Source organism: Lactobacillus melliventris, assembly GCF_042679465.1.
In the GTDB taxonomy this organism is placed as follows: Bacteria; Bacillota; Bacilli; order Lactobacillales; family Lactobacillaceae; genus Lactobacillus; species Lactobacillus melliventris.
On sequence record NZ_JBHTMT010000002.1, the window covers coordinates 53,727 to 72,835 of the forward strand.

Consider the following 19,109-nt stretch of genomic DNA (forward strand, 5'->3'; position numbering starts at 1 on the left):
GTAATTATTGCGGTTAAAAAGATGTGTACAAGTCCGTTATTTATCCACAGTTGATAACTTCTTAGCGGTCAAGCATTTGTTTTAAATCAAAAACAGCAGTTTTGATGTCAGAATTGGTCTTAATTTCACGACTAATTTTTTCATAAGCATGCATCACAGTTGTGTGATCCTTACCGCCAAACTCCTGTCCAATTTTAGGAAGGCTGGAGTCAGTTAATTCACGGGATAAATACATAGCAATTTGTCTTGGAACGACAATCTGTCTGACCCGCTTTTTCCCTTTTAATTCATAAGTTGAAGTTTGGAAATAATTGGCAACGACTTCTTGAATTTTAGAAATTTGCAGACCTTGGTTTTTCTGGACTAATTTGAGATCAGCCAATGCTTCACGAGCCAGATTGACATTGATATCTTCGTGTTCAATCGTTGCGTGTGCTTGTACTTTCACCAGAGCCCCTTCAAGTTCACGGATATTAGTGTCAACTTGAGAAGCAATATAATCGAGTGTATTATCATCAATTATTAAATTTTCGGCTTCGGCTTTTTTACGTAAGATTGCGATCCGTGTTTCCAGATCCGGTGGGGTAATTTCTACTTGCAGACCCCAAGTGAATCGTGATACTAGCCGTTCTGACAAATCAGGAATTTCGGTAGGCAGCCGGTCACTCGTCATGACTATTTGTTTTTGGTCATTATAAAGAGTCTCAAAAGTATGGAAGAACTCCTCTTGAATACCTTCTTTTTTAGCAAAAAATTGAATATCATCAACTAGTAATAAGTCGCAGGTGCGATATTTAGCGCGAAATTGATCTTGCGTTTTGTTTTTGATTGAATTTATAAAATCATTAACGAAAGTTTCACTTTGGATGTAGACAACCTTGGCATTAGGCCGTTCTGCCAACATTTGATGGCCGATAGCCTGCATCAAGTGTGTTTTACCTAAACCGACACCGCCAAAAATAAAAAGAGGGTTGTAAAAACTACCTGGACTGTCAGCCACTGCCAATGCTGCACCGGCTGCCAGTTTATTGCCTTCGCCTTGAACAAAATTATCAAAAGTATATTTTTCATTAAGCTTAAGATTACGGACAAAGGCATTTTCCATTTGCGGCCGTGAATTTGCGGACATTGCCTCACTTTTTGGTTTAGGAGTTACAATGCGCTCAGTACTTTGATCGCCCTCAATTTGAAAGACAGGCATAACCTCAATATTAGCGTAGCCATATGCAGATTGAATTAATTGTGAAGCTAAATTCTTTTCCCAATATCCTTTGGTTACAGGATTTTGTACGGCAATTTTTAATTCGTGAGTTTCTTTATTATATGAAACTGGTCTGGTATTTTTAAACCAGGCATTATATGCAACTTCATTAAAATGTTCACGCATTTCTGTATTAAAATGCTGCCAAAATTTATTAATGTCAAACAAAATATTTCCCTCCGCTTACGTTACGCAAAACTTATTTTACCATCTAATAAAAATGTTTTCCACAGGTGCACAAAAAGAATTCAGAATTAACAAGCTGTGGATAGATTTTAGAAAGAAATTCACGTTAGATTAAAAAAATTGGGTAATATTTATCTTATTTACATTATAGCTTGTGGAAATCTTTTACTGAAATAGCAGTATATTGCAAGTTATATTAATCATACTATCCACATGCTGTGTATAATTTTATAAACAGGTTGTAGATTGTGGATAAGTTTGTGTAAAATGATGTGAATTTGCACTTGTGGATAATTTTGAGCTCTCATTTTTAAACAAATATGACGAAATCTATTCTTGCTGCAATGCAGAAAAGTTTGCTTTTGTCTTAACATAAAATAAAAAGTAATCTGTGCTAATGCATGGCGACACTTATTGCTTTAAAAGTTCTTACTATTGATAATTAATAACTTATAATTATTTGGCTTCAAGCTGGCAAAATTCTTTAAACAAAATTATTACTTTGAAAAAACGACAGAAGCTGTTTTTAACTTGAGCACTGAAAAAGCGCCTTACTAAATAAGATTAGTAAGAACGCTCTTCTTTTTTTGTCTAAAAATTAGTTTTTTAATATTCTGATGAACCGGTTGTTACATCAGTTTCTGCAGGCGTAATATTAACTTCTTCTACTAAACCGGAGAGGACTCTGCCGACTCTGCGGCCTGAATGCATTCCCTCGGCTAAGGCAGTACCTGATGATGGGTAATAATTTGCATTCCAGCCACCAGAGTTGCAGCCGATAGCATACAGGTGAGCAATCTTTTGATCATCTTGATCAACTACTTCATAATTAGTAGTTACTTTCAATCCGCCAATTGCACCAAAATTGCTGTCCTTGTGAGCATAAGCATAGAATGGCGCATGTAATTCTTGCAGGCCTTCTTTACGACCAAACTCTTTATCTGCACCATTTGCGGCGTTTTCATTCCAGGTCTCTAGTTGCCGCTTTAAGTTTTCAGCTGGTACATTGATTTTAGCAGCTAATTCTGCAATTGAATCTGCTTTAAACATTTGACCGGAATTAATATCTTTCTCCGTGTCTGCAGCAGATCTCCAAGGTGAAAATGGGGCAGAGAAGGTTGATGAATCGAAGATTTGCCAAGTTGGTTTATCCCAAATTAGTTCTTGTTGGTAAGTGGCACGGGTTAGATAACCGTAAGTAGTATCTTCATTGACGTAACGTTTACCGTTGCCATTTACGTAGAACATTGGCGGTGTCGGCAAATTATCTGCTGCACCTACATTGCTCTTGAAATCAACATCCATAGAGCCACCCAAGCCTTCAGTTGCAGCGTTAAGTGCTAATCCCATTAAAATGCCGTCACCGGTATCGTATTTAGAATTAGTCAAGGCATGATTTTTAATATCACGATATTGTTGCGGAGCAAATTCTTTAGCTAGTTTTTCATTATAGTCAATACCAGCAGTAGCAAGGACTACACCTTTATTAGCGCGATAATAACTAGTTTTGCCTTTGCAATTAGTTACTACGCCAACAACTGATTTGTCAGTATAGCTGGCAGTTACTAAATTAATTACAGGAGTATCAAAGAAAATCTTTATTCCCAAACGGTCAGCTTCTTTTCTGACAGCGTCAATCATTACGCAGCCACTGCCTAAACCGCCACCGTGTTCATAAACGTGAATTCTTTGCGCAAAGTAATCTTTGTTTTCATAAGGAATGACTCTGTGGCCATAGACAGAGGTCCATTTTATTCCTAAACTTGCCAGCCATTCAATGTTATTAGCAGAATCCTCGGCTAATTCTTTTATCATTTGAGGATTTACTCTGCCTTCACCGGCTTGAATTAACTCTTGCGCATGTAGTTCAGGATTGTCATTTTGATAGCTTGTAAATTCTTTTTGATATTTATCGCCAGATCCTTGAATGACACCAGCGGAATAATTACTGGTTCCGCCGACCATACCAGTTTTTTCAAAAATAACTACGCTGTTACCATGCTTTTTTGCTTCAATAGCAGCTGATAATCCAGAGATACCTGAACCAACAACAATCACGTCATAAGTATCGTCAAATTGCACTTGAGATTCGATATACTTGTTATTGTTTACTTTGGCATAAACCGGATAGTTAGGTTTTTTACTTGGTTTTACTTTTGGATTAACGGCATCGTCTGCAGTTAATTTTCCTTGGGCAACTTCTAAGGCCTTATTTACGCCATTAACAACCGCTGAGGTACTTACTGAAGCGGATGTAACAACATCCACATCAGTATTGCCTGCTTTTTCAATTCTGTTAATCATTGTTGGTATTGCATAGGAACCAACCGTATATGGCTGAACACCGTCAACAGCAACTTTGATTATTTTACCGTCCTTTAATGTAACATTACTGGTTAATAAGCTGTGAAAGCCTTGAGCAGCACCTTTAAAAACACCACTTACCATAAAAATCTCCTTTATTATAACAAAATTGTATTAAGCGCTATGGAAAGCGCTTGCCTCCAAAGATAATTTTATCATCAATAAGTAATAGAATGATTAAAAAAGAGTAAAGAATGTGAAATGCTGTGTAAGCCAAATTGCTTTTAGTATGGTGTCATTGTAGCGGCGTAAAGGCAATCTTAAAAATAGTCTCAGAATTGATACAATAACCTAATACTTATTATTTAAAGTAATTTGTGAAAGTCCATACAAAGCTTATAATCAAACTTGATTGTAAAGAAAGCACCATTATAATTGATGGAGTAATGGTATGAGTAAGCTTTTTATTTGATACTACTCCAAGTGCTGAATAGGCTGGTTAACAGCAAATAAAAATATTTATTTATTGTGAGGTGCCAATATGGATTATCAAGATTATGTTGAGTTGGGACTAAAAGACGACGGCAATTTAAAGGTGATACTAAAAGGCAGTGTTGCAATCAGTGCACATGAAGCAGAGAAGGTGGGCGTTGTTAGTGTAGTTTATATTACGCAGAATGTTGAACGTGCCAAACAAAAGTTGGAAGAATTGACGGCCAAACAGGCGGAAGGCGATTATTATATGGTTTATTCTTGCCCGCTTGATACCGATTTGTCAGCACTTGGACATTACCCGTCAATTGAAATTGCTAAGGCTGATTTGTTATAGAAAACTGCAAGAATTTTTTACGGCCAGTTTAAGCCAGGTCACAAATTATTCCTAAATTGGTAATTAATCCTGATGTTTTTTCTCTTTTTACTTGGTTTTTTACTTTAATCATGGTATCCTAGATATTAAATTGTGCAGTCTGCATACAAAAATTGGAGGTGTAGTTTAATGACAACTAAAAGAACTTACCAACCTAAAAAGCGTCACCGTTCAAGAGTTCACGGCTTTATGAAACGGATGAGTACATCAAATGGCCGTAAGGTTTTGGCTAGACGCCGCGCAAAGGGTAGAAAAGTCTTATCTGCTTAAACCACTGAAATCCCAGTGGTTTTTTTAATTTTTAAGAGTGGAATGAAACGTTTTGAGAAAGTCTTATCGTGTTAAAACAGAAAATGATTTTCAGACAGTTTTTAAGTCAGGCAATTCAGTAGCAAATCGTGCTTTTGTGATTTATCAAATGGACAAACCGGAAAACAAGCATTTTCGTGTTGGCATTTCTGTTGGTAAAAAGGTCGGACACACCGCTGTAGTGCGTAATCGCCTCAAACGTTATATTCGCGCTGTTCTTACTGAAAATAAACCTTTAATTAAACCACATATTGATTTTTTAGTCATTGCTAGACCATATGCGCGCGATTTTAAATGGGATGATGTTCATAAGAATCTCTTGCATGCACTCTTTTTAGCCAATATAATTGAAGAGATACCGAATAAAGTTGAGGAAGATTAGAGTGAAAGACATTTTAACTAAAAAGAATGTCAAGCGTCTACTTGTACTGCTGACAGTAGTTGCATTAGCGGTTGTCTTAACAGGATGTGCATCAAACGGCAAGCCAGAACCTGTTTCACATACAAGCGGCAGCTGGTGGAATCGCTGGGTCATTTATTACATGTCCACGTTTTTGCTGTGGCTATCGAAGCTGGTAGGCAACAACTATGGTTGGGCAATTATTATCTTTACTATTATAGTACGTCTTATTTTGTATCCGCTTAGTGCTATTCAGATTAAGAGTACTACCAAGATGCAGAAAATTCAGCCGGAAATAGACGCTTTACGTAAAAAGTATCCCGGTAGTGATACAGAATCGCGAACTTTGCTTTCGCAAGAAACAAATAAGCTCTATAAAGAGGCAGGAATTAACCCTTATGCTGGTTGTTTGCCTTTAATTATTCAGTTACCGGTTATGTATGCTTTGTATGGTGCGATTTGGCAAACACCACAACTGCAAACTGGCCACTTTATGTGGATGGATTTAGGTAAGCCGGATCCATACTTTATTATGCCAATTTTGTCTATGGTCTTGACTTTTATATCAACTTATATCAGTCAATTATCTACGCCAAAAGAATCACAAACCTTGTCAACTAAGATTATGACTTATGGTATGGCAATTATGGTTGGTGTAATGGGTATATATTTCCAGTCAGCTATTGTAGTTTACTGGGTAATTTCCAACCTGTTCCAGGTGGTTCAAACTTTCATTCTGCAAAACCCTATTAAATATCGGCGTGAACAGGAAGAAAAAGAGCGCCAAGAGCGCGAACGTAAGCGTCAATTGCGCAAAACTTATAAGCGGTTAAAACGCAGAAAATAATTTTTAATCTAAATTAATGATTTAGATAAAGTAGTCAAAGTGCTTTATCCATCATGATTATTCATGGTGGAATAATGCGCTTTTTTTATTGAAAAGGAGAAAATCATGTCACAAACTTTAACGGAGTTTGATACAATTGCAGCGATTTCAACGCCAATTGGTGAAGGTGGGATTTCTATTGTCCGCATGTCTGGTGAAGAAGCAGTTAAAATTGCCAATCAGGTTTTCAAGGGTGCGAATTTAACTAAAGTGCCGACGCATACTATTCATTATGGACATATAGTTGATCCACTAAGCGAGCAAGTGATTGACGAAGTTATGGTATCTGTAATGCTGGCTCCTAAGACTTTTACCAGAGAAGACATTGTTGAAATTAATTGTCATGGTGGCATTGTCGTCACTAATCATATTTTGCAATTATTATTAAAAACTGGTGCGCGCATGGCAGATCCTGGTGAATTTACTAAAAGGGCATTTGTTAACGGCCGCATTGACTTGACACAGGCTGAAAGCGTGATGGATATTGTGCGCGCTAAAACCGATAAGGCCCGGCAAGTGGCAGAAAAGCAGCTGGAAGGCGGTCTGCTTGAGAAAATCAGGGCCATGAGACAGGAAATTTTGGATACGCTAGCCAATGTCGAAGTTAATATTGATTATCCAGAATATGATGCTGATACTGTCACGGCCAAGCAAATGGTGAGTGTTTCTCAGTCTGTTATTGCTAAAATAGATAAATTGCTCAAAACGGCAAGTGAAGGAACGGCGTTACGTAACGGCTTAGCTACTGCGATTATTGGCCAGCCGAATGTGGGTAAATCATCTTTACTTAATTATCTGACTCAAAGCGATACGGCGATCGTTACCGATGTTGCCGGTACGACCCGTGATACTTTGGAAGAATATGTTTCTGTTAAAGGTGTACCTTTAGAATTAATTGATACTGCAGGTATCAGGCACACTGATAATAAGGTGGAAAAAATTGGGGTTGAGCGTTCCAAAAAAGCACTGGCAAAGGCTGATTTAGTTTTGCTCTTGTTTGATGCAAGTAAGGAGTTAACTCCAGAAGACTATGCCTTGATTGAAGCTACTGCTGAGAAAAAGCGCATTGTTATTTTAAATAAGACCGACTTGGGCCAAAAAATTTCTACTGCCGAAATAACAAATTTAACCAAGAGTCCGGTTATTGCCATTTCAATTTTGCAAAAACAAAATCTTGAGCAATTAGAAAAAACAATCAAAGAACTGTTTTTCAAGGGGATTGAGAACTCAAATGACCAGGTCATGGTAACTAATCAAAGACAGGTTGGTTTATTGGAAAAGGCCAAAAAGCAGCTGCAAGACGTTGTTCAGGCACTAAAAGATGAAGTTCCTATAGACATTGCCCAAATTGATTTCAACGGCGCCTGGGACACTCTAGGCCAAATTACGGGTGAAAGCAGTCCTGATGAGTTAGTTAATGAATTGTTTAGTCAATTTTGTTTAGGGAAATAGGTGTGAAAATTAATGATTAAAAGTTATGACTCAAATGATTATGATGTCATTGTTGTTGGTGCTGGTCATGCGGGCAGTGAAGCAGCCCTGGCGAGTGCCAGAATGGGCCAAAAGACGTTACTTTTGACGATTAGCCTTGATATGGTTGCTTTTATGCCCTGCAATCCGTCAGTAGGAGGCCCAGCTAAAGGAACAGTGGTGCGCGAGATTGATGCCTTGGGCGGTCAAATGGGTAAAAATATTGACGCTACCTATATTCAAATGCGGATGCTAAATACAGGTAAAGGGCCAGCTGTACGGGCATTGCGCGCACAAGCCGATAAGTGGCAGTATCACGAACAGATGAAAAAAGTGATTGAGGATACGCCTAATTTGACTTTGAGACAGGCGACAGTTGATGAATTAATTGTTGAAGATGGAGTTTGCAGAGGGTTAATTACCAACACAGGAGCCAGGTACCATGCTAAAAGCGTTGTACTCACAACAGGAACATCAGCTCGCGGGCGTATTTTTATTGGCGAATTGAATTACTCATCCGGTCCCAACAACACTGTACCGGCAATTAAGCTTTCAAAAAATTTAGAAAAACTGGGCTTTAAATTACGCCGTTTTAAAACTGGTACACCGCCGCGCGTTAACAGTAATACCATTGACTATTCTAAAACTGAGGAAGAACCTGGCGATAAAATTCCGCGTCATTTTTCTTATGAAACTAAAGATGAAGATTACCTCAAGAATCAGGTTTCATGTTGGATGACATATACAAATAAAACCACGCATAAAATAATTAACCAAAATCTAAACCGTTCGCCTATGTTTTCAGGAGAAATCAAGGGTGTAGGACCGCGCTATTGTCCGTCAATTGAAACTAAAGTAGTTCGTTTTGCGGATAAGCCGCGTCATCAAATTTTCTTGGAGCCGGAGGGTAAAAATACCAAAGAAGTTTATGTTGGCGATTTTTCAACCTCAATGCCTGAAGAAATTCAGTTAAAAATGCTGCATTCGGTAGCTGGCCTTGAAAATGCGGAATTGATGCGGCCCGGATACGCTATTGAGTATGATGTGATTGATCCCTGGCAGTTAAAGCATACTTTAGAAACCAAAAATATTAAAAACTTGTTTACTGCGGGACAGATGAACGGAACTTCCGGCTATGAAGAAGCAGCCGGGCAGGGACTGATTGCTGGCATTAATGCAGCTTTGCGAGCTGCTGGTCAGCCGGGATTTACCCTAGGCCGCGATGAAGCTTATATTGGCGTTTTAATTGATGATTTAGTTACTAAAGGAACAGAAGAACCTTATCGTTTATTGACCTCACGAGCAGAATATCGTTTGATTTTACGTCATGATAATGCTGATTTACGTTTGACGGATTATGGGTTTAAACTTGGTTTAATTTCTGAAGAACGTTACTCTAAGTTCTTAGCAAAGAAAGAACAAATTGCTCAAGCTGCTCAAGCTGTTAAAAAGATCACGGTTCATCCTACTGAAGAAGTTCAGGAGTATCTTGCAAGTATTGGAGAAGAAAAGCTAAAGGCTGGCGTGAAGGCCGATGTTTTCTTAAGAAGACCTAAGGTTAAGGTGACTGATATAGAGCGTTTGACAGGTATGCATATTTCAAATGAGCGCTACGTCAGAGAGCAGATTGAAATTAACGTTAAGTATGCCGGTTATATCAAAAAAGAACAGCAACAAATTGATAAACTGCACCGGCAGGAAGCAAAGAAAATTCCTGTGGACATTGATTACAGTGCAATAGATGGCTTAGCAACAGAAGCACGAGAGAAATTTGCCAAAATCAGACCTGAGACAATAGCACAGGCTGAACGTATTTCAGGAGTCAATCCAGCAGATATGGCCATTTTAAGCGTTTACGTGCAAAATGGTCGTTATCAGAAAATTCAACATTAAATTTAGTAAAAATTTAAACTTTATAAAAAATATTTTCTGAGGATTAAATACACCAAAAAATGCACAAATTTGGTCGTTATGATCAGCTAATCACAAATGGAATTATTGCTGTTATCTGAATGTCATTAGTATAGCGCTTAACTTTGTGAAGATAATATTTTTACAAAGCGCTTACATGTTGTGCTAATAACTAATTTTGCTTACTTGAAATTGTGAAATTATATGTTTTAATACAATATGTAAGTAAACATGTATTTAAGGAGATGCACTTTAAAATGGCAAAAATTAATGGCGCAAATGCCATGCTCCAAGTTTTGTTGGACTGGCATATTGATCATATTTATGGTTTTCCGGGTGGCTCATTTGACTCAACAATGAACGCTATCCACGACTTTAAGGGTAAGTTAAAGTATATTGAAGTTCGGCACGAGGAGGCTGGTGCTTTAGCAGCTTCAGCTGAATATAAATTTACTGGCAAGATCGGTGTATGCTTCGGTTCTGCTGGCCCTGGTGCTGTTCACTTGATGAACGGCTTGTACGATGCAAAATACGACAAAGTTCCTATGGTAGCTATTGTAGCTAACGTTCCAACTGGTCGTCAGGATATGGACTTCTTCCAAGCTTTTGACGAGAAGCCTTGGTTTGATCCGGTTGCTGTTTGGAACCACCAAATTAAGCGTGCAGAGCAAATCCCTTCAATGATGGATGAAGCAATTCGCCAAGCTTATGCTAAGAAGGGTCCAGCTGTCTTAATTCTTCCTAAGGATTTTGGCTGGGACAAGATTGATGACAATTACCGTGTAAATTACAATGCAATGAAAGCTGTTCCAAACTATGCAGCTCCTAAGAAAGATGAAGTTGAAGCAGCTGTTAAGCTTCTTGAAGAAGCAAAGAACCCGGTTGTTTACTTTGGTCTAGGTATGAAGGGTCATGGCGATGTCTTAGAAAAATTCGCTGAAAAATTCAAGACCCCATTGATGTCCTCAGTTATGGCTAAAGGTGTTGTTGAAGATAAGTGCCCAGCTTACATGGGTTCAATTGGTCGTGTTGCACCTAAGCCAAGTGATGATATCCAAACTTATGCTGATGCAGTTATCTGGGTTGGTAATGACTCACCATTCTCATTATTCTTCTTTGATCCTAAGGCTAAAGTTGTCCAAATTGATGTTGACTCAGAAAAATTAGGCAAGCGTCACGCTGTTGATGTTCCAATTTTGGCTGATGGTGCTAAGACTTTACAAGCTATGATTGACGCAGGTCAAGCTCGTGAAGAATCACCAATTTACAAGGCTGCTATTGCTGACCGTCAAAACTGGGAAGAATGGGAACACAGCTTTGATGATTCAGACGAAATGCCAATTCGCCGTGAACCAATCTTTGACATTATCAATAAATATGCTGATGATGATGCACAATTTGCTATTGATGTTGGTAACATTAACATTGACTTCCAACGTTTAGTAAACTTGCATGATGACCAAACTTGGGCAACTTCAGGCTTGTACGCAACTATGGGCTTTGGTTCACCAGCTGCACTTGCAGCAGCAACTGCTCACCCAGAGCGTGAAGTTTGGAACTTAAGTGGTGACGGTGGCTTTGCCATGATGAACCAAGAGTTGTTGACTCAAGCTCGTTACAATATGCACATTATGAACGTTGTCTTCACTAATGATACTTTAGGTTACATTGAAGCTGAACAAGTTGATGAATCACACCAACCTTTATCAGGTGTTATTCTGCCAAACAACGACTGGGCTAAAGTTGCTGAAGGTATGAATGTAAAAGGTGTAACTGTACGTACTAAGAAAGAATTCGAAGACGCAGTTAAAGAATTCAAGGAAATGGATGGACCAATGTTAGTTGACATTAAGTTCACTCATGATATGCCTTACTCAACTGAATTGAATACTCTTGATGACCCAGAATTTGTTAAGAAGTATCAAGCTGAAGGCTTGAAACCATTTAGTTACTTTGCTGACAAGTATGGCTTAGTAGAAGATGCTGCTTCAGGTGCTTCAGAAGCTGAAGAAGAACCTGAGCCAGAGCCAGAACCAGAACCTGACACAACTTCAGGTGCTTCAGCTCACTAATTAAGTGTAAAACCTTAAAAAAGAACGTCCAATAGGGCGTTCTTTTTATTTGGTCAAATTTGTAAAATAATCAGGTGATAATCTAACAGCTGCAACGATGCATCTTCAATGATTTAGCTTGAAGCCTAGGCTTTCTAATTAAACATTTATATTTTAAGTTATGTATTCAAGCCTATATCCGTAATTAATTGGACAATAACATTTTTAGATTATAAACTGTCAGATGGGATGAAAAAGCTTACGGGTTATTTGACCGAGCATTAGCTGAAGAATATTTATACGGATTAATAGAAGGGATCAAGAAGAGTAAGTAACAAATGTCCATTGTAATAGGTGTAGATATTGGGACAACAAGTACAAAAACCATTGCTTTTGATGAACTGGGTCATATAATTTATCAAACTAGCTATGATTATCCGTTAATTACTGAAGAAACAGGTCAGGCGGAGGAAAGACCTCAAGATATTTTAAGAGCAGTCAAGCTAGGCTTAACAGAGGTACAAAGTAAAATTGCTATTGTTGAACTTAAAGGGATAGGCTTTTCCTCTGCTATGCATACTTTAATCTTAATTGATAAAAATAATCATCCTCTGACTAATGTTTATACATGGGCAGATAATAGAGCAACGGATACTTTTAAAAAAGATATTATCAAAGATGACTTGTTTGATCTGACAAAAAATACCGGTGCACCATTACATCCTATGCTCCCTTTAGGTAAATTATTATGGCTTAAAGAAAAAAATAAACAGTTATGGGATAAAACTGCTTTTATTGTTGATATTAAAAGCTATATTTTATATCAGTTCTCTCAGCACTACTATGTTGACTTTGCAACTGCGAACGCCTCAGGGCTTTTTAATACCTATACCAAAAATTGGGATGATAATATCCTGCAATATTTAAATATAAAAAAGGAACAGCTCCCTCAGTTAGTAGACACAACTTTTCAAGTGCCAAATTTTGAAAGTAGCATTAAAGTACCCCTTATAATTGGCGGCTCTGATGGGACTCTGGCAAATTTAAGCAATCCGCAAATTGATGAACGATTTTATACGGTTAGCTGTGGGACTTCTGCGGCCGTCAGAACAAATATTGACACTTTAAGACTATGTCAAAATCGTAAATTATTTACATATTATCAGTATCAAAATAATTGGGTGGTTGGAGCACCCACTAATAATGCTGGGGATGTGTGGCAGTGGTTAAAAGATAAGATTTTCAATTTAGCTACTTTTGAGGAACTAAATGATTTAGCCGAAAAAAGCCCTGTAGGCGCTAAAGGGCTATTCTTTGTGCCTTATATTTTTGGTGAACGTGCACCAATTTGGAATCCTGATGCTTCTGGTGGCTTTATGGGATTAACTGCAATTCATACAAATAAAGATTTAGCCAGAGCAGTATTGGAAGGGGAGCTTTATAATATAAATTTGATCATAAAGGAACTCAATCAATTTAATGGACAAAGGCCTGAAGCTTTAATATTAGTCGGAGGGATGGCTAAAAACCAATTTTTTGACCAGTTATTGGCAGACATAACGGGATACAAAGTTTATGTGCCTGAATCAGTTGAAGCTTCTGCTTTAGGGGCTGCCATCTTGGCGATGATAAGCTTAAAAATAATTGCTTCACCATTAATGATTCAAAAAGAATTGAAAATAGCAAAAGTTTTCAACGTTAATTCCCCAAACCATGCTATTTATGTGACTATGGAAAAGAAGTGGAACAAAGTAAGGCAATTAATGACAGAAGAATGGTTAGCGGTTGAATAACTATTAATTTCCAGTTTTTGGTAAAAGATGATATTAGGTCTGGTAAATGAAGCAAGTTGTGCGCAAACACGCTAAAACAGGTATACTAGTAATTAAGAAAAAAATTAAATGATGGAGGACTATAAATGCAACAGTTCGGTGTTATAGGCTTATCAGTAATGGGTAAGAACCTTGCTTTGAATGTGAGAAATAACGGCTTTTCCGTTTCCGGTTTTTCAATTGATAAGCCGGAAGTAGATGCTTTTGCTAAATATGAAGATGATAAATTAAAGCCAACATATTCTTGGGAAGAATTTGTTGATTCTTTAGAGAAGCCACGAAAGATTTTAATTCAAATTGCGGCTGGTAAACCTGTTGATGAAACTTTACAAAAATTACTGCCACTACTAGATAAAGGCGATATTTTGCTTGATGGTGGTAATTCGAACTTTCATGACACTAATCGGCGCTATCATGAAATGGAACAACATGGTATTCACTTTATTGGTATGGGTGTTTCTGGTGGAGAAGAGGGTGCTTTAAAAGGTCCCGCATTGATGCCAGGCGGTGATGAAGATGCCTATAAAAAGGTTGCACCAATATTAGAAGCAATTGCAGCTAAGAATTCCGAAGGCTATCCATGTGTCAGCTTTATTGGACCTGAAGGCAGTGGTCATTACGTTAAGATGGTCCACAATGGTATTGAATATGGCATTATGCAGGAATTTTCCGAAGTTTACGATATTTTGCGTAAGGTTGCGGGCAAAACAAATGATGAAATGTCAGCCATTTTTGCGCACTGGAATGAAGGATTGGTTCAAGCCTATTTAAGTGAAATTACTGCTGAAGTGCTAAAGCAAAAGGATAATTTAACCCCTGACCATGTAATTGATCATATCTTAAACGTTGCTTCTTATAAAGGTACTGGTAACTGGATGCTGGAAGATGGTGTTCATCTGGGTGCTCCAATCAGCGTTATTGCCGAAGCTGTAATTAGCCGTTTTATGTCTAAAGCTACTACGCGCGAGGGTAAAGAAATAACATGGAATGGTGATGTACCAGCAGATTTAATTGATAATCTTGGTCAGGCTTTGCAATTATGTCAAGCTGTAGCTTATGCTCAAGGTTTCCAACAACTGAAAATGGCCGCTGATGCTTATAACTGGGACTTGCGCTATCCGGCGATTGCTCAATCATGGGAAGCAGGTTGTATTATTCGCTCAGCAATGTTAAAAGACATTGAAAAGGCATTTTCTGAAGGTAAGAAACTTGATAACATGTTCCAAGATCCATATTTCAAGGACTTAATGAATAAGAATATCGCTGCTTTGCGTGTAGTGATTGAACTCGCCACTAGAGCAGGTATTCCTACTCCGACATTGAGCGCATCACTGAATTACTTGGAATCAATTTTTAATCCAAGTTTACCAGCAAACTTAATTCAAGGACAACGTGATTACTTTGGCGCTCATACTTACTTTAGAAATGACCGTAAAGGCGTTTATCACACTGAATGGTATGAGGAAAAATAAGTTGTTACACGTGTAACACTAAAAACCAGTTAAAGTTAAAACTTAACTGGTTTTTTAGTAGTGCTAATTATATTGAAAAAGTAGAGGTATTATGAGGGATAAAAAAGTACAAATAAAGCTGTTGCTGGAAGCAATGCTAGTAGGCCTTGCAAGCGGGATTGTAGTGGGCTTTTTTCGCTTTGGTATTCAAAAAATGACAGAATTATGGCTTAGACTGTTTCACGTGGCACATCAAAATGCATTATGGTTTATCCCAATCATTTTGGGACTCATTTTAGTAGGCTTAATTGCTGGTTATTTTGTTAAGCAATATCCTCATGTTGGCGGCTCTGGTATACCGGAAGTAAAACTACAACTGGAAGGAAATCTAACTCTGCAGTGGTGGCCTACATTATGGCGCAAAGTTATTGGTGGTATTTTAGTTATCAGTACGGGCCTGTTTTTAGGACCTGAGGGGCCTTCTTTGCAGATCGGTTCAACTATCGGTCAAGGTGTTGGCGGGGGCACTAAAGAGTCAAAAACGAATGCTCGGGTACTACTAGCTACTGGAGCGGCCAGTGGTTTAGCCGCAGCCTTTGGAGCGCCATTAAGTGGTGCATTATTTGTGCTTGAAGAAGTCTTTCATAACTTTTCACCACGGGTGTGGTTAAATGCACTTGCAGGTGCACTAGTCTCAGATTTTGTAGTTTCAAATATTTTTGGTCAAAAGCCAGCACTATCTCTGGTTTATCGTCATACTTTTCCCGTTAGGCTGTATGGCTATCTGCTCATCTTGGGCTTAATTTTGGGCTTACTAGGTCATTTTTATAAAACTGGCTTATTTAAAGTGAAAAAGTTATATGCGAAAATTACTTTTTTACCAAGTTGGTTATACGGACTAATACCTCTTACTTTATTAATACCAATCGCTTATTTTTACCCTTTAATTACTGGTCCGGGTAATCGCTTAATATTAGCGTTACCGCAGATTATTAAACAAAGCAGTTGGAAAATAGTAGGCTTACTCTTATTTTTCTTTGTTGTTAGAATTGTGTTTTCTATTATCTCTTACGATTCAGGACTACCAAGTGGTATTTTCTTACCAATATTAACAATGGGTGCAGTAATTGGTGCCAGCTACGGTCTTATTTTGGTGCAATTACATTTATTGCCGGCAAAATTGGTGATTAATTTGGTTATTTTCGCAATGGCTGGCTATTTCGCCGCCGTAATTAGGGCTCCTTTTACCGCCATCATCCTTATTACGGAAATGGTTGGGTCTTTGCTTCATTTAATGCCGCTAGCTGTGGTAGCTTTTGTTGCACTGCTGGTTGATGAACTGCTCAATGGTGATCCCATTTACGGTACGCTTGCTCGCGCAATGTCTGTAAAAAATAAAAAACATTCAGCGGTAGTTTCCGGCAAAACTGACCAGCTAACTGTGCCAATTTATGAAGACAGCCAGCTTGCGGGAAAAGAAATCATGCAGGTCAAGTGGCCTAAGCATACTTTAGTTAAAGCAATATATCGTGATGGCAAGTATGTAATTCCTAACGGTCAATCGGTAATTAAAGCCGGTGATTCTCTGGTTCTAACTCTTGATGCAGGCCGTCGTGGTCAGGTATTTAGTCAAATCAAGCAAATGCAAAGAGTCCGATATGATGGCTAGCATATTGTTTTTAACTGTATTCTATAATATTTATAATTTAAAAAAGCTAATAAATCAGAGCTTATTCTGACCTATTAGCTTTTTATGATAACTTTTTTATTCAACTTTTTGGTATAAATTTAGGCGCAATTTCGAATGCCCAAATTAGGTAAATGAAGAAACACTGGTAAAATCATCCCGTTTTTGGGAATGGTATCTAGTAATGAATTAAAATCCTGCATTGTTCCATATTTTGATTGAATTGCCTTGTCATAGCAGTTGTCAACATCTGGAAATTTATAAATAGAATTTTGAATTTTGATAATTGAAAATATTTTGTGAGTAGTCAAATATAGTGCCACTAGTAGAATAAAAGACTTCGTTAACTATTAAGCCAAAACTATTAGCTTCTAGGTCGAGTTCAGAAGCTTCTTGATCTGTTAGTTTGCGAATGTAAAAGTATTTATCAGAAAAACCAACATGAATTTTATATGCTTGAGCTAAGAAGTTAAAAATTGACCCCTCAATAATAGACTGATCCAAAAAGGGTACGAGTTGGGAATTGTAATAAGAAGTTTCAATACACAAGATTTTTTTATGTAACATTTTTTTCCTGTGTACCTTGTATACTTTAGTATTAGTTGTGCATTTTAATTTCTGAGCTAAGTCTAAGTTTGGTGTGACCAGCTCCAAAGAAGCGTTAGCATTTTCTACTTGCTCGTTCATGAGCTCATTAGTCCAGCCATGAGTAGTCTTACTGAAATTAATATAATCATCTTTTGGTAGCTTTCTTACATAAATTCCGCTACCTTGAACTTGATAAATTAATCCTTCGCTTTCTAATTCTGACAATGCTTTTAACAGTGTTGTTTTACTTGCTTTAAATTGGGTACCTAACTCGTTTAAACTTGGTAGCTTGTCGCCTTGTTCTAAATTGTTATTTTTTATTATCTCAACAAGACATTTCGCAACTTGTTCATACTTTAGCATAATTTTCCTTGACTTATTTTTCTACTTTCGCTTTTTCTTGGGCAATTAAGATTTTGTCATAATTTTTGGCAAATGGATAATATATAAAGAAACTCATTACTAACATTAAAAGTTGCCATAGTGCAGTTTTCCACCCGCCAACTATTAGTCCAGAAAGTACTGCGGGGGTTGTCCAAGGTACATAAACGCCATTAAATGGTGGGATAATGCCTAGAGCAATTGCAGCATAAGTTGCACTGCCTGAAAGAAATGGTGTTAAGACAAAAGGCACTAGCATTAATGGATTTAAGACGATAGGAAGGCCAAAAAGAATTGGTTCGTTAATATTAAAAATTGCAGGTACTATTTCCAACTTACCTAAAATTTTCATTTGAACTGATTTAGCATTTAAGCACATAAACACAACTAATCCAATCGTCATTCCGGCTCCAGTAACGGTTAGACATTGATCCATAAAAGATTGCGTTACAATGTGTGCACCATTAGCTAAAGTAAGCTTTCCTGCCTTATACAATGCTGAATTATCAGCATTATTAGACATTAAAAGTGGGGTCATAATGCCCCCAACAATAGTTGAGCCATGAACACCAAAGAACCATAAGAAAACCGGTAAAATAGAAATAATTAACATTCCACCAATGCCATCAGTTGCATGTTGTAGTGGAATTTGGATTACTTTATAAATCCACTCTGCCAATGTGGTATGAAAACCAAGACTAAAGATTCCGCAAACAATTGCAGCAATAGTAATAATTGCGGCAGCTGGTACTAAAGCAGTGAAAGAAGCAGCAACATTAGCTGGAACCTGTTCTGGCATTTTAATAACTAACTGATGTTTCATAAACCATGAATAAAGCCATCCAACAAATAAGCCAACTATTAGGGCTATTACCATTCCCTTGCCACCTAACCAATTTTTATCTATTAGGTTAGTGGCTTGCCAAGAAGTTGAGGTCTTACTAGGATTCGCAATATTAGTGACGGTTTTTATTGTATCAGGCTGCAATATAATATCGACAGTAACGGCTAAGAGTCCCGCTGGTGCAGCTTCAAAGCCAGCATCCTTAACCCAGCAGTAAGCAATTCCGAAAACAGCAAAAAGTGCCATAATTCCAAATGAGGCATTACTTGCTTGCATTAAAACAGGACCAATACCAATTTTGTTTAAATAATCTTGAACAGATTGTATAGGGAACTGTCCTAAAATTAAAAAAATAGCACCAACAATTATAAATGGAGTAGGATAGATCATTCCATCTTTAATCGCTTTAATTGGGCGAGTATTAACAAATTTCATTATTGTAGGCAAGACTTTGTCATTCATGAAACTTTTCATTATAATTATACCTTTCTTAAATTATGTAAGCACTTTATGATATTGTACATGTACAGTTTAACATTTCACCTACAATTTTGAAAGGGCTTTTATAAATAACGGAATAAAAAAGTAATTTTGATAAAGAATAATGTGAGTTTTAGTTTTAGAAAAATCGATAATATTTTATTTTGGTAAATTGTAAAATGAAGTTGAACACTTGCACT

Annotated in this window: 14 protein-coding genes; 10 read left to right on the plus strand and 4 right to left on the minus strand. The window is 37.4% G+C overall.

The features are described from left to right. Positions 1–61 precede the first annotated feature (61 nt). Entirely contained in the window at positions 62–1,429 is a 1,368-nt protein-coding gene (gene dnaA / locus ACFQ32_RS02990; protein ID WP_046323973.1) for a chromosomal replication initiator protein DnaA, read from the minus strand. Between the two features lie 624 nt (positions 1,430–2,053). Then, a complete protein-coding gene (locus ACFQ32_RS02995; RefSeq protein ID WP_052724680.1) occupies positions 2,054–3,895 on the minus strand; it encodes an FAD-dependent oxidoreductase in 1,842 nt (613 codons plus the stop codon). A 397-nt stretch (positions 3,896–4,292) separates the two neighbouring features. Between ACFQ32_RS02995 and ACFQ32_RS03000 the strand changes: the two genes are divergently transcribed. The 10 genes from ACFQ32_RS03000 to ACFQ32_RS03045 all read left to right on the plus strand — a co-directional run bounded on the left by ACFQ32_RS03000 (position 4,293) and on the right by ACFQ32_RS03045 (position 16,598). Further along, positions 4,293–4,580: a hypothetical protein gene (locus ACFQ32_RS03000; RefSeq protein WP_046325755.1), complete on the plus strand. Its 288-nt coding sequence runs from the start codon at positions 4,293–4,295 to the stop codon at positions 4,578–4,580. Positions 4,581–4,748: 168 nt separating this feature from the next. Further along, positions 4,749–4,889 carry a 50S ribosomal protein L34 gene (gene rpmH, locus ACFQ32_RS03005; protein ID WP_003549412.1) on the plus strand — a complete coding sequence of 47 codons (141 nt, stop codon included), beginning with the start codon at positions 4,749–4,751 and terminating at the stop codon, positions 4,887–4,889. Positions 4,890–4,941: 52 nt separating this feature from the next. After that, a complete protein-coding gene (gene rnpA / locus ACFQ32_RS03010; protein WP_046325754.1) occupies positions 4,942–5,310 on the plus strand; it encodes a ribonuclease P protein component in 369 nt (122 codons plus the stop codon). A 1-nt stretch (position 5,311) separates the two neighbouring features. Then, positions 5,312–6,175 (plus strand): membrane protein insertase YidC, encoded by an 864-nt coding sequence (locus ACFQ32_RS03015; RefSeq protein ID WP_046325753.1) that lies wholly within the window; start codon positions 5,312–5,314, stop codon positions 6,173–6,175. Positions 6,176–6,280: 105 nt separating this feature from the next. After that, complete coding sequence (mnmE, locus tag ACFQ32_RS03020) at positions 6,281–7,666, plus strand: tRNA uridine-5-carboxymethylaminomethyl(34) synthesis GTPase MnmE (RefSeq protein ID WP_046325752.1); 1,386 nt, start codon at positions 6,281–6,283, stop codon at positions 7,664–7,666. Positions 7,667–7,678: 12 nt separating this feature from the next. Next, positions 7,679–9,577, plus strand: a complete 1,899-nt coding sequence (gene mnmG, locus ACFQ32_RS03025) for a tRNA uridine-5-carboxymethylaminomethyl(34) synthesis enzyme MnmG (protein WP_046325751.1) — start codon at positions 7,679–7,681, stop codon at positions 9,575–9,577. A 275-nt stretch (positions 9,578–9,852) separates the two neighbouring features. After that, positions 9,853–11,667 carry a pyruvate oxidase gene (gene spxB / locus ACFQ32_RS03030; protein WP_046325750.1) on the plus strand — a complete coding sequence of 605 codons (1,815 nt, stop codon included), beginning with the start codon at positions 9,853–9,855 and terminating at the stop codon, positions 11,665–11,667. Between the two features lie 317 nt (positions 11,668–11,984). Further along, positions 11,985–13,439, plus strand: coding sequence for a gluconokinase (locus ACFQ32_RS03035; protein ID WP_071290287.1), 1,455 nt, complete (start codon positions 11,985–11,987; stop codon positions 13,437–13,439). 125 nt (positions 13,440–13,564) lie between these two features. Next, positions 13,565–14,950: an NADP-dependent phosphogluconate dehydrogenase gene (gene gndA, locus ACFQ32_RS03040; protein WP_046325749.1), complete on the plus strand. Its 1,386-nt coding sequence runs from the start codon at positions 13,565–13,567 to the stop codon at positions 14,948–14,950. A gap of 91 nt (positions 14,951–15,041) precedes the next feature. Then, positions 15,042–16,598, plus strand: a complete 1,557-nt coding sequence (locus tag ACFQ32_RS03045) for a ClC family H(+)/Cl(-) exchange transporter (protein WP_046325747.1) — start codon at positions 15,042–15,044, stop codon at positions 16,596–16,598. 276 nt (positions 16,599–16,874) lie between these two features. Here the strand turns inward: ACFQ32_RS03045 and ACFQ32_RS03050 are convergent, their stop codons facing one another. Together ACFQ32_RS03050 and ACFQ32_RS03055 are read right to left on the minus strand one after the other, a co-directional pair. Further along, positions 16,875–17,567: a GntR family transcriptional regulator gene (locus ACFQ32_RS03050; RefSeq protein WP_046325746.1), complete on the minus strand. Its 693-nt coding sequence runs from the start codon at positions 17,565–17,567 to the stop codon at positions 16,875–16,877. A gap of 13 nt (positions 17,568–17,580) precedes the next feature. After that, positions 17,581–18,903 carry a PTS sugar transporter subunit IIC gene (locus ACFQ32_RS03055; protein ID WP_046325745.1) on the minus strand — a complete coding sequence of 441 codons (1,323 nt, stop codon included), beginning with the start codon at positions 18,901–18,903 and terminating at the stop codon, positions 17,581–17,583. Between the last annotated feature and the right edge of the window lie 206 nt (positions 18,904–19,109).

What these genes read in the sequence shown, in the direction of transcription:
- ACFQ32_RS02995 (WP_052724680.1), bottom strand. Translation starts at nt 3,895, where the DNA reads ATGGTAAGTGGTGTTTTTAAAGGTGCTGCTCAAGGCTTTCACAGCTTA.
- ACFQ32_RS03000 (WP_046325755.1), top strand. Translation starts at nt 4,293, where the DNA reads ATGGATTATCAAGATTATGTTGAGTTGGGACTAAAAGACGACGGCAAT.
- rpmH (WP_003549412.1), top strand. Translation starts at nt 4,749, where the DNA reads ATGACAACTAAAAGAACTTACCAACCTAAAAAGCGTCACCGTTCAAGA.
- mnmE (WP_046325752.1), top strand. Translation starts at nt 6,281, where the DNA reads ATGTCACAAACTTTAACGGAGTTTGATACAATTGCAGCGATTTCAACG.
- mnmG (WP_046325751.1), top strand. Translation starts at nt 7,679, where the DNA reads ATGATTAAAAGTTATGACTCAAATGATTATGATGTCATTGTTGTTGGT.
- spxB (WP_046325750.1), top strand. Translation starts at nt 9,853, where the DNA reads ATGGCAAAAATTAATGGCGCAAATGCCATGCTCCAAGTTTTGTTGGAC.
- ACFQ32_RS03035 (WP_071290287.1), top strand. Translation starts at nt 11,985, where the DNA reads ATGTCCATTGTAATAGGTGTAGATATTGGGACAACAAGTACAAAAACC.
- gndA (WP_046325749.1), top strand. Translation starts at nt 13,565, where the DNA reads ATGCAACAGTTCGGTGTTATAGGCTTATCAGTAATGGGTAAGAACCTT.
- ACFQ32_RS03045 (WP_046325747.1), top strand. Translation starts at nt 15,042, where the DNA reads ATGAGGGATAAAAAAGTACAAATAAAGCTGTTGCTGGAAGCAATGCTA.
- ACFQ32_RS03050 (WP_046325746.1), bottom strand. Translation starts at nt 17,567, where the DNA reads ATGCTAAAGTATGAACAAGTTGCGAAATGTCTTGTTGAGATAATAAAA.
- ACFQ32_RS03055 (WP_046325745.1), bottom strand. Translation starts at nt 18,903, where the DNA reads ATGAAAAGTTTCATGAATGACAAAGTCTTGCCTACAATAATGAAATTT.